The organism is Streptococcus infantis, from assembly GCF_047463315.1.
Taxonomy (GTDB): Bacteria; Bacillota; Bacilli; order Lactobacillales; family Streptococcaceae; genus Streptococcus; species Streptococcus infantis_AB.
The window spans coordinates 97595-117465 of record NZ_JASHEB010000004.1; the positions used below are offsets into that span (position 1 = coordinate 97595).

At 38.7% G+C, this 19871-nt stretch carries 19 protein-coding genes and 1 other annotated feature; of the genes, 16 read left to right on the forward strand and 3 right to left on the reverse strand.

Features of this window, described 5'->3' with window-relative positions; genetic code table 11:
* Positions 1-118 precede the first annotated feature (118 nt).
* Together QM857_RS05695 and QM857_RS05700 are read right to left on the reverse strand one after the other, a co-directional pair.
* Complete coding sequence (locus tag QM857_RS05695) at positions 119-1201, reverse strand: DEAD/DEAH box helicase (RefSeq protein WP_414275335.1); 1083 nt, start codon at positions 1199-1201, stop codon at positions 119-121.
* Positions 1198-2175, reverse strand: coding sequence for a Gfo/Idh/MocA family protein (locus QM857_RS05700; RefSeq protein WP_414275336.1), 978 nt, complete (start codon positions 2173-2175; stop codon positions 1198-1200). The genes QM857_RS05695 and QM857_RS05700 overlap by 4 nt, the downstream gene beginning before the upstream one ends.
* 146 nt (positions 2176-2321) lie before the next feature.
* Between QM857_RS05700 and QM857_RS05705 the strand changes: the two genes are divergently transcribed.
* The 10 genes from QM857_RS05705 (at position 2322) to sdbB (ending at position 9788) form a co-directional block, all read left to right on the forward strand.
* Positions 2322-3017: a YoaK family protein gene (locus QM857_RS05705; RefSeq protein WP_414275337.1), complete on the forward strand. Its 696-nt coding sequence runs from the start codon at positions 2322-2324 to the stop codon at positions 3015-3017.
* A 54-nt stretch (positions 3018-3071) separates the two neighbouring features.
* Positions 3072-3159 (forward strand) — a sequence feature (ribosomal protein L21 leader region).
* Between the two features lie 34 nt (positions 3160-3193).
* Positions 3194-3508, forward strand: a complete 315-nt coding sequence (gene rplU, locus QM857_RS05710; protein ID WP_000109141.1) for a 50S ribosomal protein L21 — start codon at positions 3194-3196, stop codon at positions 3506-3508.
* A 15-nt stretch (positions 3509-3523) separates the two neighbouring features.
* Complete coding sequence (locus QM857_RS05715; protein ID WP_000613699.1) at positions 3524-3868, forward strand: ribosomal-processing cysteine protease Prp; 345 nt, start codon at positions 3524-3526, stop codon at positions 3866-3868.
* A 16-nt stretch (positions 3869-3884) separates the two neighbouring features.
* Positions 3885-4178 carry a 50S ribosomal protein L27 gene (gene rpmA / locus QM857_RS05720; protein WP_000916509.1) on the forward strand — a complete coding sequence of 98 codons (294 nt, stop codon included), beginning with the start codon at positions 3885-3887 and terminating at the stop codon, positions 4176-4178.
* Between the two features lie 225 nt (positions 4179-4403).
* The gene (locus QM857_RS05725; RefSeq protein ID WP_049496536.1) at positions 4404-5663 is read left to right on the forward strand and encodes a UDP-N-acetylglucosamine 1-carboxyvinyltransferase; all 1260 of its coding nucleotides are present in this window, start codon (positions 4404-4406) and stop codon (positions 5661-5663) included.
* Positions 5664-5680: 17 nt separating this feature from the next.
* Positions 5681-6232, forward strand: a complete 552-nt coding sequence (locus QM857_RS05730) for a GNAT family N-acetyltransferase (protein ID WP_414275338.1) — start codon at positions 5681-5683, stop codon at positions 6230-6232.
* Entirely contained in the window at positions 6225-7502 is a 1278-nt protein-coding gene (gene spxR, locus QM857_RS05735) for a CBS-HotDog domain-containing transcription factor SpxR (protein WP_006148632.1), read from the forward strand. The genes QM857_RS05730 and spxR overlap by 8 nt, the downstream gene beginning before the upstream one ends.
* A gap of 15 nt (positions 7503-7517) precedes the next feature.
* Complete coding sequence (locus QM857_RS05740; protein ID WP_414275339.1) at positions 7518-8378, forward strand: methionyl aminopeptidase; 861 nt, start codon at positions 7518-7520, stop codon at positions 8376-8378.
* Between the two features lie 126 nt (positions 8379-8504).
* Positions 8505-9212, forward strand: a complete 708-nt coding sequence (gene ccdA2 / locus QM857_RS05745; protein WP_414275340.1) for a thiol-disulfide oxidoreductase-associated membrane protein CcdA2 — start codon at positions 8505-8507, stop codon at positions 9210-9212.
* A gap of 12 nt (positions 9213-9224) precedes the next feature.
* Positions 9225-9788 carry a thiol-disulfide oxidoreductase-associated lipoprotein SdbB gene (sdbB, locus tag QM857_RS05750; protein WP_414275341.1) on the forward strand — a complete coding sequence of 188 codons (564 nt, stop codon included), beginning with the start codon at positions 9225-9227 and terminating at the stop codon, positions 9786-9788.
* Positions 9789-9849: 61 nt separating this feature from the next.
* On the opposite strand, the gene QM857_RS05755 is transcribed toward sdbB, so the two are convergent.
* Positions 9850-10836 (reverse strand): L-lactate dehydrogenase, encoded by a 987-nt coding sequence (locus QM857_RS05755; protein WP_247921451.1) that lies wholly within the window; start codon positions 10834-10836, stop codon positions 9850-9852.
* A 195-nt stretch (positions 10837-11031) separates the two neighbouring features.
* Between QM857_RS05755 and gyrA the strand changes: the two genes are divergently transcribed.
* The 6 genes from gyrA to topA all read left to right on the forward strand — a co-directional run bounded on the left by gyrA (position 11032) and on the right by topA (position 19823).
* Positions 11032-13500, forward strand: a complete 2469-nt coding sequence (gene gyrA, locus QM857_RS05760; protein ID WP_414275342.1) for a DNA gyrase subunit A — start codon at positions 11032-11034, stop codon at positions 13498-13500.
* Complete coding sequence (locus QM857_RS05765; RefSeq protein ID WP_414275343.1) at positions 13500-14246, forward strand: class A sortase; 747 nt, start codon at positions 13500-13502, stop codon at positions 14244-14246. The genes gyrA and QM857_RS05765 overlap by 1 nt, the downstream gene beginning before the upstream one ends.
* A 155-nt stretch (positions 14247-14401) precedes the next feature.
* A complete protein-coding gene (locus QM857_RS05770) occupies positions 14402-15478 on the forward strand; it encodes an aspartate-semialdehyde dehydrogenase (RefSeq protein WP_414275344.1) in 1077 nt (358 codons plus the stop codon).
* Positions 15479-15712: 234 nt separating this feature from the next.
* On the forward strand, positions 15713-16648 hold the full coding sequence (gene dapA, locus QM857_RS05775) for a 4-hydroxy-tetrahydrodipicolinate synthase (RefSeq protein ID WP_414275345.1): 936 nt from the start codon (positions 15713-15715) through the stop codon (positions 16646-16648).
* Positions 16649-16757: 109 nt separating this feature from the next.
* On the forward strand, positions 16758-17615 hold the full coding sequence (gene dprA / locus QM857_RS05780) for a DNA-processing protein DprA (RefSeq protein ID WP_414264209.1): 858 nt from the start codon (positions 16758-16760) through the stop codon (positions 17613-17615).
* A 120-nt stretch (positions 17616-17735) separates the two neighbouring features.
* Positions 17736-19823: a type I DNA topoisomerase gene (gene topA, locus QM857_RS05785; RefSeq protein ID WP_414275346.1), complete on the forward strand. Its 2088-nt coding sequence runs from the start codon at positions 17736-17738 to the stop codon at positions 19821-19823.
* Positions 19824-19871: the final 48 nt, after the last annotated feature.

A 19871-nucleotide genomic window follows, 5' to 3' on the forward strand; every position in this document is an offset into this window, starting at 1 on the left:
GCAGTGGTTGAGTGGGCTCTACTACGCTGATTTCATCAGCTTTTACAGCCCTACTCAACTGTGCGGAGGTGGGACGACGAAATCGAATTCTAACGAATTACCGATTTCTGCCCCACTCTCATTTGATATACAGTTCCTGATTTTTCAAGACGATTTCACGTACGCTTGCAAATTTCTTAAGTTTTTTTAGTTCTTCTGGATGTGTTACAAGAGTGATGACATAACCCTCTTTACCCATGCGTCCTGTCCGACCCGCACGGTGAGTGTAAGTTTCCGTGTCTCTAGGGACATCAAAGTTAATCACGCATTCCAAGCTATCAATGTCGATACCACGAGCGAGAAGGTCTGTGGCAAGAAGTAGTGTCAGTTGATTATCTTTGAATTTTTCTAGAATAACTTTTCTAAATTTAACGTTGACATCGCTAGCTAGCGAAACTGCTAAAACATCACGATATTGTAATTTTTCCTCGGCGCTTCCAAGGTCTGACAAGCTATTAAAGAAGACAAGACCACGGAAATCTTCAACCTGTGCCAGTTTACGAAGCATATCTACTCTGTGACGTTGGTCTACTTGCATGTAGAAGTGTTGAATATTGTCTAACTTTTGGTCTGATAGATCAATGACGCGCGTGTTAGGTGCAATCTTTTCTTGGTCAAATTTGGTAGTGGCACTCATGTAAACGAGTTGATGGTCACGAGGTGCGTAGTGGGTAATCTTCTCAACAAAATGAATTTGAGAATCATCAAGGAGTTGGTCGAATTCATCAAGAATGATTGTTTCCACATTCATCATCTTGATTTTTTTCAATTTAATGAGTTCAAAGATACGACCAGGTGTTCCAATTAGAATTTCTGGTCCTTTTTTAAGTCGTTCAATTTGGCGTTTCTGGCTCGAACCGGATAGAAATAGCTGAGCTGTTAATCCAATGGCCTCCCCCCAGGTTTTAGTGACTTCAAAAATTTGTCCAGCAAGCTCAGTATTAGGTGCTAAAATCAATAATTGTTGGGCTTTTTTCTTTTGCAGTTTGAGAAGACTAGGTAGGAGATAGGCTAAAGTCTTCCCTGTACCAGTTGGACTGACTCCAAGTAGGTTTTCACCTTCTGTTATCGGTTCAAAAAGTTGAATTTGAATGGGGGTGAATTCTTGGAAACCGAGTTGGTCAATCAATTCTTGCCATTCGGTAGGTAGTTTGGTTTTCATTTTTCTGCCTCAAATCTAATGCCAGCATCTTGGCGCATGGTATAAAGAACTTGATGAACATCTGTTGCATCAGTAAGCCATTGCTGATAGAGAGTCTGGTCTGGTTGGTTAATCATATGTGCAAAAGCAGCAACTTCCTCCGTCATAGTGTGAGGAGCCTGATGGATAGGAAGTTGAACTTCATTTCCTTGATGGTCTGTAAAAGTAGCTGATTGGACATGCTCGATTGTATTAAGTGTCAAGGTTCCATCAGTAGTATAAATCTCACAAGGAAGATTAGAAGTGATATTCTTTCCTGCTTTGATATGCACTTGATAGTCAGGATAGTAGAGCATGCCATCCCCATTTAAATCAATGCTATTATCTAGTTTCTGAGCTTGATAGGTTGCATGAGTCGGTTTTCCAAATAAGCGAACAGCTGCATAAATAGAATAAATACCAAGATCCATAAGTGCACCACCAGCAAAACGGTCTGAAAAAACGTTAGGAGTATCGCCAGCAAGTAGGTTAGGCATCTTAGAAGAATATTTAGCGAAGTTAAAGTCTGCACCAAGAATTTGTTTGTCTGCAAGAAAGTCTTTAATTGTGGCAAAAGCATCTTCATGGTAGTTACGTGCCGCTTCAAAGATAAAACATTGATGCTCTTTGGCTGTTTGAACTAAATCCTGCCATTCATGTGGTTGGGTAACAGCTGGTTTTTCAAGGATGACATGTTTTCCAGTAGATAAAGCCATCTTTGCCTGACTATAATGCAATGAGTTCGGACTAGCGATATAAACCACTTCGAATGAATCATTAAAGAAATCATTTAGCTGATCAAATAGCTTAACGCCTTGATACTGTTCAACAAACTTTTCTGCGGTTTCTATTTTTCTAGAATAGACTGCACTCAGTTGAAATTTCCCGCTAGTATGGGCAGCATCTAGAAAATGATGGCTGATTGAACTAGTTCCTATGATACCAAGTTTTAGCATAGTTACTCCTTTTCCACAAGTAATGATTGATTTCATTATATCATAGAAAGAGCCAACTCGTTACCTTGAGATGATTCTTTTGCTTTGATACTTCGAAATTTCTAGAAAAAATGGTACAATAGCTACAGTAAATTTAGGAGTTTAGTATGAGATTATTACCTATGAGAAAAATTTCTCGTCATTCAAAAAGATTGGCGCTTTTTTTGACTTTTTGTGCAGGCTATGTAGATGCCTATACATTTATTGTAAGAGGGAATACATTAGTTGCCGGGCAGACGGGGAATGTGGTGTTTTTATCAGTCGGAATCGTTCAGAGAAATTTAGCTGATGCCGAAATAAAGATATTGACACTTTTATCTTTCATGTTGGGGGTATTCTTGCTGACAATATACAAGGAGAAACTTCGAATTGTTAAAAAACCGATTTTCTCACTTATACCATTAGCCATTTTATCATTGATAATTGGATTTGTGCCTTTGACTGTTGATAATATCTTTATTGTTCCACCGCTGGCTTTTTGTATGGGATTGGTGACAACGGCTTTTGGAGAGGTTTCAGGTATTGCCTATAACAATGCCTTTATGACGGGAAATATTAAACGAACTATGTTGGCTTTTGGTGAATATGTTCGAACCAAGCATACAGCCTTTTTGATGGAGGGCTTGATTTTTGTGAGTCTACTTATTAGCTTTATTCTAGGAGTAGTATTTTCAGCTTACCTAACCATTATTTTCAATGAAAAAACGATTTTAGGTGTTCCAATCATGATGAGCATTTTTTATCTAAGTATGCTTTTATCTTCTCTGCAAAAAAAGTACCAGAAAACACATCATTTTGAGTGAAAATACTTGTCAAAAAATCGGAATCATGCTATACTTGTAGAGTTGACTATGCACAGTCCTGTGCAACCGCACGAACATCGTTGCTTGATTCTTCAAGTTTAAGTGGTTCGTCCCACGATGCTAGGCGAGTCTTCACAAAAATTCGGGGAAACCCAAAAAATCATAGGAGGTGCATAATGAGCACATACGCAATTATCAAAACTGGCGGAAAACAAGTTAAAGTTGAAGTTGGTCAAGCAGTTTACGTTGAAAAATTGAACGTTGAAGCTGGTCAAGAAGTTACTTTTAACGAAGTTGTTCTTGTTGGTGGTGAAAACACTGTTGTCGGAACTCCACTTGTTGCTGGAGCTACTGTTGTTGGAACTGTTGAAAAACAAGGAAAACAAAAGAAAGTTGTTACTTACAAGTACAAACCTAAAAAAGGTAGCCACCGTAAACAAGGTCACCGTCAACCATATACTAAAGTTGTCATCAACGCAATCAACGCTTAATTTTAAGGAGAACACATGATACAAGCAGTCTTTGAGAGAGCCGAAGATGGCGAGCTGAGGAGTGCGGAGATTACTGGACACGCCGAGAGTGGCGAATACGGCCTAGATGTCGTGTGTGCATCGGTTTCTACGCTTGCCATTAACTTTATCAATTCCATTGAAAAATTTGCAGGCTATGAACCAATCTTAGAATTAAACGAAGATGAAGGTGGCTATCTGATGGTTGAAATTCCAAAAGATCTTCCTTCTCACCAGAGAGAAATGACACAATTATTCTTTGAATCATTTTTCTTAGGTATGGCAAACTTGTCGGAGAACTCTTCTGAGTTCGTCCAAACCAGAGTTATCACAGAAAACTAACACGGAGGAAAACATTATGTTAAAAATGACTCTTAACAACTTGCAACTTTTCGCCCACAAAAAAGGTGGAGGTTCTACATCAAACGGACGTGATTCACAAGCGAAACGTCTTGGAGCTAAAGCAGCTGATGGACAAACTGTAACAGGTGGATCAATCCTTTACCGTCAACGTGGTACACACATCTATCCAGGTGTAAACGTTGGACGTGGTGGAGACGATACTTTGTTTGCTAAAGTTGAAGGCGTAGTACGTTTCGAACGTAAAGGTCGCGATAAGAAACAAGTTTCTGTTTACCCAATCGCTAAATAATCGCTCTATACACCATTAAATAAGGCTTTCCAAGATTTTTGGAGAGCTTTTTTTCTTGAACAATATTAGTATCAGAAATTTTTTAAGTTTACTTCAGAAACTGTTTTAAATCAATAAAATCTTAAGGAGCTTATTTGATTTATTATGATAGATAATAAGAAAGAAATATGGTATAATATAGGGTGAGACCTTATGAATAAATAGTGAAAGAGTATATAAAAAATAATGAAAAAAATAGTCATTAACGGTGGACGTCCATTAAAGGGTGAGATAACCATTAGCGGAGCAAAAAATAGTGTAGTTGCTCTGATTCCTGCTATTATTTTATCAGATGATGTAGTTATTTTGGATTGTGTTCCAGATATCTCCGATGTCGCTAGTTTGGTTGATATTATGGAAATTATGGGTGCGAGTGTTAAGCGCTATGATGACGTTCTAGAAATTGATCCTCGTGGTGTTCAAAATAAACCAATGCCATACGGTAAGATTAACAGTCTTCGCGCATCCTATTATTTCTACGGTAGTCTTCTTGGACGCTTCGGTGAAGCAACAGTAGGTTTGCCTGGTGGATGTGACTTGGGCCCTCGTCCTATTGACTTGCACTTGAAAGCTTTTGAAGCTATGGGTGCTAAGACAACCTATGAGGGAGACAATATGAATCTCTCAACTAATGGTTCTAAGTTACAGGGTGCTAGTATTTATATGGATACTGTAAGTGTAGGAGCTACTATTAACACAATGCTTGCAGCGGTAAAAGCTCAAGGACGTACAGTCATTGAAAATGCTGCTCGAGAGCCTGAAATTATTGATGTAGCTACTTTGTTAAATAATATGGGAGCTCATATTCGTGGTGCAGGTACGGATATGATTACTATCGATGGTGTTGAATCTCTACACGGCACACGTCATCAAGTTATTCCAGATCGTATCGAAGCTGGTACTTATATTTCTTTAGCTGCTGCTGTGGGACAAGGAATTCTTATTAACAATGTACTTTATGAACATTTAGAAGGTTTCATTGCGAAACTTGAAGAAATGGGTGTTCATATGACTGTTTCTGAAGATAGTATCTTTGTTGAAGAGCAGAAAAATCTAAAAGCTGTTAATATTAAGACTGCTCCATATCCAGGATTTGCTACAGACCTTCAACAACCGATTACACCACTTTTGTTGAAAGCAGAAGGACGAGGGACACTGATTGATACCATTTATGAAAAACGTGTGAACCATGTCTTTGAATTAGCTAAAATGAACGCAGATATTACAACGACTAATGATCACATTATATATAAGGGTGGTAATTCTTTACACGGTGCAAGTGTAAGAGCGACTGACTTACGTGCAGGTGCAGCCTTGGTTATTGCTGGATTAATGGCTGAAGGTAGAACAGAAATTACTAGTGTCGAGTTCATCCTACGAGGCTACTCAAATATTATTGAGAAATTACGTAAGCTTGGAGCAGATATTGAGCTAATCGAAGATTAGCCATTTTGAGGAACACAATGAATATCTGGACGAAATTAGCAATGTATTCTTTCTATGAGACGGAACGTTTGTATTTCCGTCCATTCTTTTTTACGGATGTAGATGACTTTCATGCTCTAGCATCAGACCCTGAAAATCTCCAATTTATTTTTCCTACGCAAGCCGGCATTGAGGAAAGCCAATATGCTCTTGCTAACTACTTTATGAAATCACCCTTGGGAATTTGGGCCATTTGCGATCGTAATGATCAAAAAATGATTGGAGCCATCAAGTTTGAAAAGTTGGATGAAATCCGTAAAGAAGCAGAAATTGGCTATTTTTTAAGGAAAGACTATTGGTCTCAGGGATATATGACGGAAGCAGTTACCAAATTACGCGATTTGTCTATGGATCAGTTTGAATTAAAGCAACTTTCTATTGTGACGCATTTAGAAAATAGTGCTAGTCAAAAGGTTGCACAAAAATCAGGCTTCGTTCTATATCGTAGGTTTAAAGGTAGTGACCGCTATACTCGTAAGATGCGGGATTATCTAGAATTTCGCTATACAAAAGGAGAGCTAAATGAGTAAACACCAAGAAATTTTAGCTTATTTAGAAGAATTACCGGTCGGAAAACGGGTTAGCGTTCGAAGTATTTCAAATCGGCTGGGAGTAAGCGATGGGACAGCCTATCGTGCTATCAAAGAAGCTGAAAATAGAGGCTTAGTTGAAACACGTCCTCGAAGTGGAACTGTCCGTGTCAAGTCCAAAAAAGTTGCCATTGAGAGATTAACCTTTGCAGAAATTGCAGAAGTCACTGGTTCAGAAGTTTTAGCTGGCCAAGCTGGTTTGGAGAGAGAATTCAGTAAATTCTCCATTGGAGCCATGACAGAAAAGAATATTCTTTCTTATCTTCATGATGGCGGTCTACTTATTGTCGGAGATAGAACACGGATCCAATTATTGGCACTTGAAAATGAAAATGCTGTCTTGGTAACAGGTGGATTTGAAGTTCATAAAGATGTTTTGGATGCTGCTAATAAGAAAAATATCCCAGTGTTACGCAGTAAACATGACACATTTACCGTTGCGACCATGATTAACCGAGCTTTGTCAAATGTCCAAATAAAGACAGATATTTTAACAGTTGAAAAAATCTATCGCACTTGTCATGAATATGGTTTTTTACAAGAAACGGATACTGTAAAAGATTATTTAGATTTAGTTCGTAAGAATAGAAGTAGTCGATTCCCTGTTATCAATCAGCATAAGGTTGTTGTGGGTGTCGTGACCATGCGTGATGCTGGAGATAAATCACCAGGGACTACCATAGATAAGGTCATGACAAGAACTGTCTACATGACCGGTTTAGCCACAAATATTGCTAACGTGAGCCAGAGAATGATTGCTGAAGATTTTGAAATGGTACCTGTTGTACGGAGCAACCAAACCTTGCTTGGTGTCATTACTAGACGTGATGTCATGGAAAAAATGAGTCGTTCTCAGGTCTCAACTTTACCAACCTTTTCAGAACAGATTGGACAGAAGTTATCTTATCATCATGATGAAGTTGTTATTACAGTCGAACCCTTTATGTTAGAAAAAAATGGTGTTCTGGCTAATGGAGTTCTTTCAGAAATCTTGACTCATATGACGCAAGACTTGGTCGTTAATAGCGGGCGTAACCTCATCATTGAACAAATGTTGATTTACTTCTTACAGGCTGTTCAGATTGATGATGTTCTACGGATTCAAGCTAGAATTATTCATCATACGAGACGATCGGCTATTATTGATTATGACATTTATCTCAATCATCAAATTGTATCAAAAGCAAATGTAACTGTAAAAATTAATTAGAATCTAGGAGTAAACATGATTACATTAAAATCAGCTAGAGAAATCGAAGCTATGGATAAGGCTGGTGATTTTCTTGCAAGCATCCACATTGGCTTGCGTGATATCATCAAGCCAGGTGTTGATATGTGGGAAGTAGAAGAGTATGTTCGCCGTCGTTGTAAAGAAGAGAATTTCCTTCCACTACAGATTGGTGTTGATGGGGCAATGATGGACTATCCATATGCAACCTGCTGCTCGCTCAATGACGAAGTAGCACACGCCTTCCCTCGTCATTATATCCTCAAAGAGGGTGACCTTCTCAAGGTTGATATGGTCCTTGGTGGGCCAATCGCGAAGTCTGACCTCAATGTTTCTAAACTCAATTTTAACAACGTTGAGCAGATGAAAAAATATACTCAAAACTTTACGGGTGGATTAGCCGATTCTTGTTGGGCATACGCAGTTGGTAAACCATCAGAAGAAGTTAAAAACTTGATGGACGTGACCAAAGAAGCTATGTACATCGGTATTGAAAAAGCTGTTGTAGGAAACCGTATTGGTGATATTGGTGCAGCTATTCAGGAATATGCTGAAAGTCGTGGATATGGCGTTGTTCGTGAGCTTGTAGGACACGGTGTTGGACCAACCATGCATGAAGAACCAATGGTTCCAAACTATGGTATCGCAGGTCGTGGCCTTCGCCTTCGTGAAGGTATGGTTTTGACAATCGAACCTATGATTAATACAGGTGATTGGGAAATCGATACAGACATGAAAACAGGCTGGGCTCACAAAACTATCGACGGTGGTCTATCATGTCAGTATGAACACCAGTTTGTTATTACCAAGGATGGACCTGTAATCTTGACAAGTCAAGGTGAAGAGGGAACTTATTAATCAAAAAGGGAGCTGAGCTCCTTTTTTTATTCGTTAAAGTTGAAATCAAATTTGCGTAGCAGATATCTTACAAACGTTTTCTTTTATAGTAAAATAAAAGATGACTATATGAAAGAAGGTTCTTAATTGGAAAGTATTATATTTTTTATCTCTGTATTTTTAGCTGGTATCTTGTCATTTTTTTCTCCCTGCATATTTCCTTTGTTACCAGTCTATGCAGGTGTTTTGTTAGATGATCAAGAGCAGTCAAAGACATTTCGGTTTTTAGGTAAAAATGTTGCCTGGTCAGGATTAATTCGGACATTCTGTTTTATCGCAGGTATCTCTCTGATTTTCTTTATTCTAGGGTTTGGAGCAGGATTTCTCGGGAACTTACTCTATGCTGATTGGTTTCGTTATGTTATGGGTGGTATTATTATCATACTAGGCTTACATCAGATGGAAATTCTTCATTTACGAAAATTAGAGTTCCAAAAAACAGTAAGATTTGATCAAAAACAGCCGAGTAAATATCTATCAGCCTTTCTATTAGGTATCAGCTTCAGCTTTGGTTGGACTCCATGTATTGGTCCAGTTTTAAGTTCAGTTTTAGCATTAGCTGCCTCAGGAGGAAATGGAGCTCTTCAAGGTGCTTTATTAACCCTAGTTTATACTCTTGGAATGGCGCTTCCATTTTTAGTATTGGCTTTGGCATCAGGTCTGATCATGCCTTATTTTAGTAGAATTAAATCTCACCTACTCTTACTGAAAAGAATTGGTGGTTTACTAATTATTCTCATGGGAATTTTATTAATGTTGGGACAGTTAAATGTCTTATCTGGAATATTAGGATAAAAGGAGTTATCTATGAAAAAAACAATCTATTTTGGACTTAGTTTCTTATCTATCTTTCTTTTGATTGCTTGTGGCAAGGAAGAGAAGGAATCAAGTCAGGAAAATCAAAAGACTCAAACACAGCAACAAGCAACGGTTAAGCAAATAGCTGTAGGATTCGAAGCACCAGATTTTACCCTCCAATCGATGGATGGAAAAGAAGTCAAATTATCTGATTATAAAGGTAAAAAAGTTTATCTAAAATTCTGGGCTTCTTGGTGCGGACCATGTAAAAAAAGTATGCCAGAACTAATGGAACTTGCTGCAAAAGAAGATCGTGATTTTGAAATATTATCTGTTATTGCACCAGGCCTTCAAGGTGAAAAAACCATAGACCAATTTCCAAAATGGTTTGAGGAACAAGGATATAAGGATATACCTGTCTTGTATGACACCCAGGGAACAACCTTCCAAGCTTATCAGATTCGAAGTATCCCAACAGAATATCTAATTGATTCAAACGGTAAAATTGCTAAGATTCAGTTAGGTGCGATTAGCAATGCAGACGCGGAAGCAGCTTTTGCTCAAATGGATTAGAGTTATAAAAAATGTCTAGACTGTTTTGTCTAGACATTTCTTTTTTTAAAATTGAATATAATTAGTTTTTAGAAGCTTCTTGGAATTCAGGGTTTTTCCAAGCTTCATCAATGATAGCTTTCAATTCTTTAGCAGAAGCTTGCATTTTTTGAGTTTCAGCGTCGTTCAATGGGATGTTCACTGGACGTACAATACCGTGTGCTCCAACAACAGCTGGTTGACCGATGAAGACGTCTTTGATTCCGTATTGGCCTTCTTGGAATACAGAAAGTGGAAGTACTGCATTTTCATCATCAAGGATTGCTTTAGTGATACGAGCAAGGGCAACGGCGATACCATAGTATGTAGCACCTTTTTTGTTGATGATTGTGTAAGCAGCGTCACGAACACCTTCGAACAATTCGATCAATTCAGTTTCTTGAACGTTTTGAGTGTCCTTAAGGAATTCTTCAAGGTTAACACCAGCAATGTTAGCGTGTGACCAAACGGCAAATTCTGAGTCACCGTGTTCACCCATGATGTAGGCGTGAACTGAACGAGCGTCTACATCCAATTTTTCAGCAAGGGCTTGACGGAAACGAGCTGAGTCAAGAGAAGTACCTGAACCGATAACACGTTCTTTAGGGAATCCTGAGAATTTCCATGTAGAGTATGTCAAAACGTCAACTGGGTTAGCAGCTACAAGGAAGATACCGTTAAATCCTGATTCAACAACTTGTGTTACGATTGATTTGTTGATTGCAAGGTTTTTACCAACAAGATCAAGACGAGTTTCACCTGGTTTTTGAGGAGCACCAGCAGTGATAACTACAAGGTCAGCGTCCGCACAGTCAGCGTATTCAGCAGCATAGATTTTTTTAGGTGAAGTGAAAGCAAGGGCATGGCTAAGGTCAAGAGCGTCACCAACAGCTTTTTCGTGTAATTGAGGAATTTCAATGATACCAAGTTCTTGGGCAATTCCTTGGTTAACAAGAGCGAAAGCGTAAGATGAACCTACGGCACCATCACCAACGAGGATAACTTTTTTGTGTTGTTTAGTTGCTGTCATTAGTCTAAACATCTCCTTTGTTTTTTTAAGGGTAATACCCTGTCTGATTTCATTCTATCACTTTTAAATAGCTTTGTCACGGATATAACATCCAGTTATCAATGTAAACGTTTTAGGTGTGTCCAGAGACTGAAATATAAGCTAAACTATGGTATAATATATCTAGTTACTAATAGGGAAATGAGGCATTTTTTAATGCAAGATAAAAATCTAGTGAATGTCAATCTGACCAAGGAGATGAAGACTAGCTTTATCGACTACGCCATGAGTGTAATCGTATCGCGTGCTCTTCCTGATGTTCGTGATGGGTTGAAACCTGTTCATCGTCGTATTTTGTACGGAATGAACGAATTAGGAGTTACGCCTGATAAACCTCATAAAAAATCTGCCCGTATTACAGGGGACGTAATGGGTAAATACCACCCACACGGAGACTCATCTATTTACGAGGCTATGGTTCGTATGGCACAATGGTGGAGTTACCGCTACATGCTTGTAGATGGGCATGGTAACTTTGGTTCTATGGACGGTGATGGTGCTGCCGCGCAACGTTATACCGAAGCACGTATGAGCAAGATTGCTCTTGAAATGCTTCGAGACATCAATAAAAATACTGTTGATTTTGTTGATAACTATGATGCCAATGAGCGCGAACCGGTTGTTTTACCAGCTCGTTTCCCAAATCTATTGGTCAATGGTGCTACAGGTATCGCCGTTGGTATGGCGACCAATATTCCACCTCATAATTTAGGTGAAACCATTGATGCTGTTAAACTCGTCATGGATAATCCTGAAGTTACAACTAAAGATTTGATGGAAGTTTTACCTGGTCCAGACTTCCCAACTGGTGCCCTAGTTATGGGTAAATCAGGTATTCATAAGGCGTATGAGACTGGTAAGGGATCTATTGTTCTTCGTTCTCGTACGGAAATTGAAGAAACTAAAACAGGTCGCGAACGTATCGTTGTTACTGAATTCCCATATATGGTCAACAAAACCAAAGTACATGAACATATTGTGCGTCTTGTTCAAGAGAAACGTATTGAAGGAATTACAGCTGTTCGTGATGAATCTAACCGTGAGGGTGTTCGCTTTGTTATTGAAGTTAGACGCGACGCATCAGCTAATGTTATTTTGAACAACTTATTCAAGATGACTCAGATGCAGACTAGCTTTGGTTTTAACATGCTTGCTATCCAAAATGGTGTTCCAAAGATTTTATCGCTTCGCCAAATCTTGGATGCATACATTGAGCACCAAAAAGAAGTTGTGACTCGTCGCACTCAATTTGATAAAGAAAAAGCTGAGGCACGCGCGCATATCTTGGAAGGTTTGCTAATTGCTCTGGATCATATTGATGAAGTTATTCGTATCATTCGTGCAAGCGAGACTGATGAAGAAGCTCAAGCAGAATTGATGAGCAAGTTCAAGCTTTCTGAACGTCAAAGTCAAGCAATTCTTGACATGCGTCTCCGTCGTTTGACAGGTTTGGAGCGTGATAAGATTCAATCTGAATATGATGACCTCATTGCTTTGATTGCCGACTTAGCAGATATTCTTGCAAAACCAGAACGTGTTGCGCAAATTATCAAAGAAGAACTTGATGAAGTGAAGCGTAAATTTGCTGATAAACGTCGCACAGAGTTGATGGTGGGAGAGGTTTTGACGCTCGAAGATGAAGACTTAATTGAAGAATCTGATGTTCTCATCACACTATCGAACAAAGGCTACATCAAACGTTTGGATCAAGATGAATTCACAGCTCAAAAACGTGGTGGACGTGGCGTACAGGGAACAGGAGTCAAGGATGATGACTTTGTCCGTGAGTTGGTTTCTACTAGCACCCATGATCACTTGCTCTTCTTTACCAACAAAGGTCGTGTCTATCGTTTGAAAGGTTATGAAATCCCAGAATATGGTCGTACAGCCAAGGGATTGCCAGTAGTTAACCTCTTGAAACTGGATGAGGGAGAAAGCATTCAAACCATCATTAATGTCGAATCAGAACGTAGTGATGATGCATACATCTTCTTTACGACTCGAGCAGGTATTGTTAAGAGAACTAGAGTTAAAGAATTTGCCAACATTCGTCAAAATGGTCTAAAAGCCTTGAATTTGAAAGATGGGGATGAATTAATTAATGTTCTTCTTACTCAAGAAGATACTGACATCATTATCGGTACTAAATTAGGTTATGCAGTTCGTTTCAACCAGTCTTCCGTTCGTAGCATGAGTCGTAGTGCTACTGGTGTTAAAGGGGTAAATCTTCGTGAAGGAGATGCTGTAGTTGGAGCTAGAGTAATCACTGACCAAGATGAGGTCCTCATTATCACCGAAAAAGGATATGGTAAGCGTACAGTTGCCACTGAATATCCAACTAAAGGTCGTGCTGGTAAAGGTATGAAAACCGCTAATATTACTGATAAAAACGGTCAACTTGCAGGTCTTCTCACAGTAAAAGGTGACGAAGATTTGATGGTTATCACAGATACCGGTGTCATGATTCGTACAAATGTTGCCAATATTTCTCAAACTGGACGTTCAACCATGGGAGTTAAGGTTATGCGTCTAGATGAGAACGCTAAGATTGTAACCTTTACAACAGTTGCGGCAGCTGAGAAAGAAGAAGTTGGGGCAGAAAACGAAACAGAAAGTGAAGAATAATGTCTCAAAAAAGAACTAAGAGTAAAAAAAATAAACGTAAGAATCTGCTGATTAATATTTTAGCTAGTTTTCTAATCCTTTTGTCTCTAGCTTTGATTTTTAACTCAAAGATTCGTAATATCTTTATGGTTTGGAATACTAACAAGTATCAAGTTAGTCAAGTCTCTAAAGAGAAACTTGAAGAGAACAATGGTGCAGAAGGAAATTTTGATTTTAATTCCGTGAAAGCTATTTCTTCGGAGGCTGTTTTATCATCCCAATGGGATGCACAACAGTTGCCTGTTATAGGTGGAATTGCAGTTCCCGAAGTAGAAATCAACCTGCCTATCTTTAAAGGTTTGGACAATGTAAACTTGTTCTACGGAGCAGGAACCATGAAACCAAATCAAAAAATGGGTGAAGGAAATTATTCTTTAGCTAGTCACCATATCTTTACAGCTGAGAATGCTAGCCAAATGCTATTTTCTCCTTTGGTTAATGCTAAAGAAGGTATGAAGATTTATCTGACTGATAAGGATAAAGTTTATACCTACGAAATTCGGGAAGTGAAACACGTAACCCCAGATCGAGTTGATGAAATTGATGATCGTGAAGGTATCAATGAAATTACCTTGGTGACTTGTGTAGACTATGATGCAACCGAACGGATTATCGTAAAGGGAGATTTAAAAGAAATCAAATCTTATTCAGAAACTCCGTCAGATGTCTTGGCAGCATTTAATAAACCGTATAAACAAAGATATTAATTTGTAAATTTTTGGAAAAAGGTTCGCTAATGATAGCGACCTTTTTTCTTGTTAATTTCAGAAAATAGATAAGGTAAAGACTTTTCAATTTTTCTAAAAAGTAGTATAATATTTCTATTATAGAAATTTTTAGAAAATTCCAAAAGAGGTTTGTTATGGGATACACAGTTGCTGTTGTCGGTGCTACAGGTGCCGTTGGTGCTCAAATGATCAAAATGTTGGAAGAATCAACTCTTCCAATTGATAAGATTCGCTACCTTGCTTCTGCACGTTCTGCAGGAAAGGTCTTGAAATTCAAGGGTCAAGATGTGACTATTGAAGAAACAACAGAAGAAGCTTTTGAAGGAGTTGATATTGCTCTCTTCTCAGCTGGTGGTTCAACTTCTGCAAAATACGCACCTTATGCTGTTAAAGCGGGGGCAGTAGTAGTAGATAACACTTCTTATTTCCGTCAAAATCCAGATGTGCCATTAGTCGTTCCTGAAGTAAACGCCCATGCTCTTGATGCTCACAACGGGATCATTTCATGTCCTAACTGTTCAACTATTCAAATGATGGTAGCTCTTGAACCAGTTCGTCAAAAATGGGGCTTAGACCGTATCATCGTTTCAACTTATCAAGCTGTTTCAGGTGCAGGTATGGGAGCCATTCTTGAGACACAACGTGAATTGCGTGAAGTATTGAATGATGGTGTAAATCCACGTGATTTGCATGCGGAAATCTTGCCATCAGGTGGTGATAAGAAACACTATCCAATTGCTTTTAATGCCCTTCCTCAAATTGACGTCTTCACTGATAATGACTACACTTATGAAGAAATGAAGATGACAAACGAAACTAAGAAAATCATGGAAGACGATAGCATTGCTGTTTCAGCAACTTGCGTGCGTATTCCTGTCTTGTCCGCCCACTCTGAGTCAGTCTATATTGAAACTAAAGAAGTAGCACCAATCGATGAAGTCAAAGCTGCTATTGCTGCCTTCCCAGGTACAGTTCTTGAAGACGATGTTGCTCACCAAATCTATCCTCAAGCAGTCAATGCTGTCGGTTCACGTGATACATTTGTCGGACGTATCCGTAAAGACTTAGATGCTGAAAAAGGGATCCACATGTGGGTAGTATCTGATAACCTTCTCAAGGGTGCTGCATGGAACTCAGTTCAAATTGCAGAAACCCTTCATGAACGTGGTCTAGTACACCCAACAGCTGAGTTGAAGTTTGAATTGAAATAGGGAGCAAAACAGAAATCAGTAACTCGAAGAGTTTGATTTCGTAGTTTTGCCCCCGCACAGTTGATTAGTAAGTACGAATGTTGCAAACATGAGTAGTTCCAATCAACCACTGCGTTATGAAACAGAAATCAGTAACTCGAAGTGTTTGATTTCTTCCTCTTATTTTATGTACAGAACAGGAGGCAAAGGCAAGTAAGCCCCAGCCTCTTTCTTATATAGAGAAAGGTTTTTTCTATGTCTTATCAAGATTTAAAAGATTGTAAAATTATCACTGCTTTTATTACCCCTTTTCATGAAGATGGGTCAATAAATTTCGACGCGATTCCAAAGTTGATTGAACATTTATTGGCACACCATACTGATGGTATTCTCTTGGCTGGGACGACTGCTGAGAGTCCGACTCTTACTCACGATGAGGAGTTACAGCTATTTGCAGCTGTTCAGAAGGTTGTTAATGGACGTGTTCCTTTAATTGCTGGTGTTGGTACTAATGATACACGCGACTCTATTGAGTTCGTCAAAGAAGTAGCAGAATTTGGAGGCTTTGCGGCTGGTCTTGCTATTGTTCCTTACTACAATAAACCATCTCAAGAAGGTATGTACCAACACTTTAAAGCTATTGCAGATGCCTCTGATTTACCCATTATTATCTATAATATTCCAGGTCGTGTAGTAGTAGAATTGACTCCAGAAACCATGCTTCGCTTAGCGGAACATCCAAATATCATTGGTGTCAAGGAATGTACTAGCCTTGCAAATATGGCTTATTTGATTGAGCACAAACCTGAAGAATTCTTGATCTACACTGGTGAAGATGGAGATGCTTTCCATGCTATGAACCTTGGTGCTGACGGGGTTATCTCTGTTGCTTCTCATACCAATGGTGATGAAATGTATGAAATGTTCACTGCGATTAAAGATAGTGATATGAAGAAAGCGGCTGCTATTCAACGTAAGTTTATTCCCAAGGTTAATGCTCTCTTCTCATACCCAAGTCCTGCACCTGTTAAGGCAGTCCTCAACTATATGGGATTTGAAGCTGGTCCAACTCGCCTCCCATTGGTTCCTGCGCCTGAAGAGGATGCTAAACGCATTATCAAGGTTGTTATTGACGGAGACTACGAAGCAACTAAAGCGACTGTCACTGGAGTTCTTCGACCTGATTACTAACATAACAAAGATAAATAGAAACTTCCTAACAAGTAAAATTGTTGGAAGTTTTTTTCTTTTTCTACGAATATATAAATAGAGAGAGGATGACAAGGAGTTAATAATGAAGATTAAGATTGATAATTTTGAGATTTATAAGTTAAAGCAAGCAGGTTTAAGTAATCAGCAGGTTCTGAAAGTACTTCAATATGGAGAAATTTATGATCAGGAATTGAGTTTAGAGAAAATCGCTGAAGCATCGGAGTGTCGTAATCCAGTCGTTTTTATGGAGCGGTATCATAAACTGACTTTTGAAAGCATGGAACGCTTGAAGAAAGATTTTGAAAAGTTCCCATCATTTTCAATTTTGGATGATGTTTATCCGATTTCACTCAGTGAAATTTATGATGCACCTGTATTGCTTTTTTATAAAGGAGATTTAAATCTCTTGAAATTACCCAAGATAGCAGTTGTAGGTAGTCGCTCTTGTAGTCAAATAGGAACCAAATCAGTCCGTAAAATCATTGAAGAATTGGAAAATGAATTAGTTGTGGTGAGTGGACTTGCTAGAGGAATTGATACAGCAGCCCACATGTCTGTTCTACAAACTGGAGGCAAAACGATTGGCATTATTGGGACTGGTTTAGATGTCTATTATCCACGCTCCAATAAACGCCTTCAAGAATATATTGGAGAACATCATTTGCTTCTAAGCGAGTACGGTCCAGGAGAAGAACCTTTGAAATATCACTTTCCTGCCAGAAATCGAATTATTGCGGGATTGTGTCGAGGAGTCATCGTTGCAGAAGCTAAAATGAGATCTGGTAGTTTAATCACTTGTGAGCGTGCCATGGAGGAAGGTAGAGATGTCTTTGCTATTCCAGGTTCCATTTTAGATGGACGCTCAGACGGCTGTCATCATTTAATCCAAGAAGGAGCAAAACTAGCAACATGTGGGCAGGATATACTAGCAGAATTTGAATTTTAATGAATGAAATGATTTCATTTCGCAAACTTTTCTTCTATTATATGGGTGTTATGTCTTGACAGGTTTTTAAAAATGGTTTACACTTTATAAAGTTTAATTACTTTGAGAAGGTGTGATACTGTGGTAACGGCAACCAAAAAGAAAAAATCAACAAGTAAAAAAAATCTTGTAATCGTAGAGTCGCCTGCTAAGGCGAAAACGATTGAAAAATATCTAGGACGTAATTATAAGGTTTTAGCCAGCGTAGGACATATTCGTGATTTGAAAAAATCAAGTATGTCAGTTGACGTGGAAAATAATTACGAACCGCAATATATCAATATTCGTGGGAAAGGTCCTCTCATCAATGATTTGAAAAAAGAAGCTAAGAAAGCCGATAAAGTCTTTCTTGCAAGTGACCCGGACCGGGAAGGGGAGGCTATTTCATGGCACTTAGCGCATATTTTAGATCTAGACGAGAATGATACCAACCGTGTTGTTTTCAACGAGATTACCAAAGATGCAGTAAAAAATGCCTTTAAAGAACCTCGTAAAATCAATATGGATTTGGTCGATGCCCAACAAGCCCGTCGTGTTTTGGACCGTTTAGTGGGGTATTCAATTTCACCAATTCTTTGGAAAAAGGTTAAAAAAGGCTTATCAGCAGGACGTGTTCAGTCTGTTGCTCTTAAGCTAATCATTGATCGTGAAAATGAGATTAATGCCTTCCAACCAGAAGAATATTGGACGATTGATGGTGTCTTTAAAAAAGGTACCAAGCAATTCCAAGCTTCTTTTTATGGAATGAATGGCAAGAAGATGAAGTTGACTACCAATGATGAAGTCAAAAAAGTTTTATCTCATTTGAACAGCAAGGATTTTACAGTTGATCAAGTAGATAAAAAGGAAAGAAAGCGTAATGCTCCTCTTCCATATACAACGTCTTCTATGCAGATGGATGCTGCTAACAAGATTAATTTCCGTACTAGAAAGACTATGATGGTTGCTCAGCAACTCTATGAAGGAATCAATATTGGTACAGGTGTCCAAGGTTTGATCACCTATATGCGTACGGATTCTACTCGTATCAGTCCAGTTGCTCAGAATGAAGCAGCAAGTTACATCAATGAACGTTTTGGTAGTAAGTATTCTAAACATGGTAGCAAGGTGAAAAATGCCTCTGGCGCTCAAGACGCCCACGAAGCTATTCGTCCTTCAAGTGTCTTTAATACACCTGAGAAAATTGCTAAGTATTTGGATAAAGACCAGCTAAAACTTTATACCCTTATCTGGAACCGCTTTGTAGCGAGTCAAATGACTGGTGCAATTTTTGATACCATGGCTGTTAAACTTTCGCAAAATGGTGTTCAATTTGCGGCGAATGGTAGTCAGGTTAAGTTTGATGGTTATTTAGCCATTTACAACGATTCTGATAAAAATAAAATGCTGCCTGATATGGAAGTGGGAGATGTGGTCAAACAGGTTAATAGCAAACCTGAACAACATTTCACACAACCACCGGCACGATATTCTGAGGCTACTTTGATTAAGACCTTGGAAGAAAACGGAGTTGGACGTCCATCTACCTATGCTCCAACCATTGAAACAATCCAAAAACGTTACTATGTAAGACTAGCATCTAAACGCTTTGAACCAACTGATTTAGGACAAGTCGTTAACAAGCTGATTGTCGAATACTTCCCAGACATTGTTAACGTGAAGTTTACCGCTGAAATGGAAGGTAAACTGGATGATGTCGAGGTTGGAAAAGAAGAGTGGCAACGGGTTATTGATGAATTTTACAAACCATTCTCTAAAGAGGTCGAAAAAGCTGAAGCAGAGATGGAAAAAATTCAAATCAAGGATGAACCAGCTGGATTTGACTGTGAAGTTTGTGGCAGTCCTATGGTGATTAAGATTGGACGCTTCGGTAAGTTTTACGCATGTAGCAATTTCCCAGATTGTCGACATACGCAAGCCATTGTTAAAGAAGTCGGTGTTACATGTCCAAATTGTCATCAAGGGCAAATCATCGAACGCAAAACCAAACGTAATCGTATTTTCTATGGATGCAATCGTTATCCAGAATGTGATTTTACTTCTTGGGATAAACCTGTTGGACGTGATTGTCCTAAATGTGGTCATTTCCTCATGGAGAAAAAAATCCGTGGTGGCGGAAAACAGATCGTATGTAGCAATGGTGACTACGAAGAAGAAAAGATTAAATAAAATTAATTAGGGCTGAAATGATAATTTCAGCTCTTTTTAATTTAAACT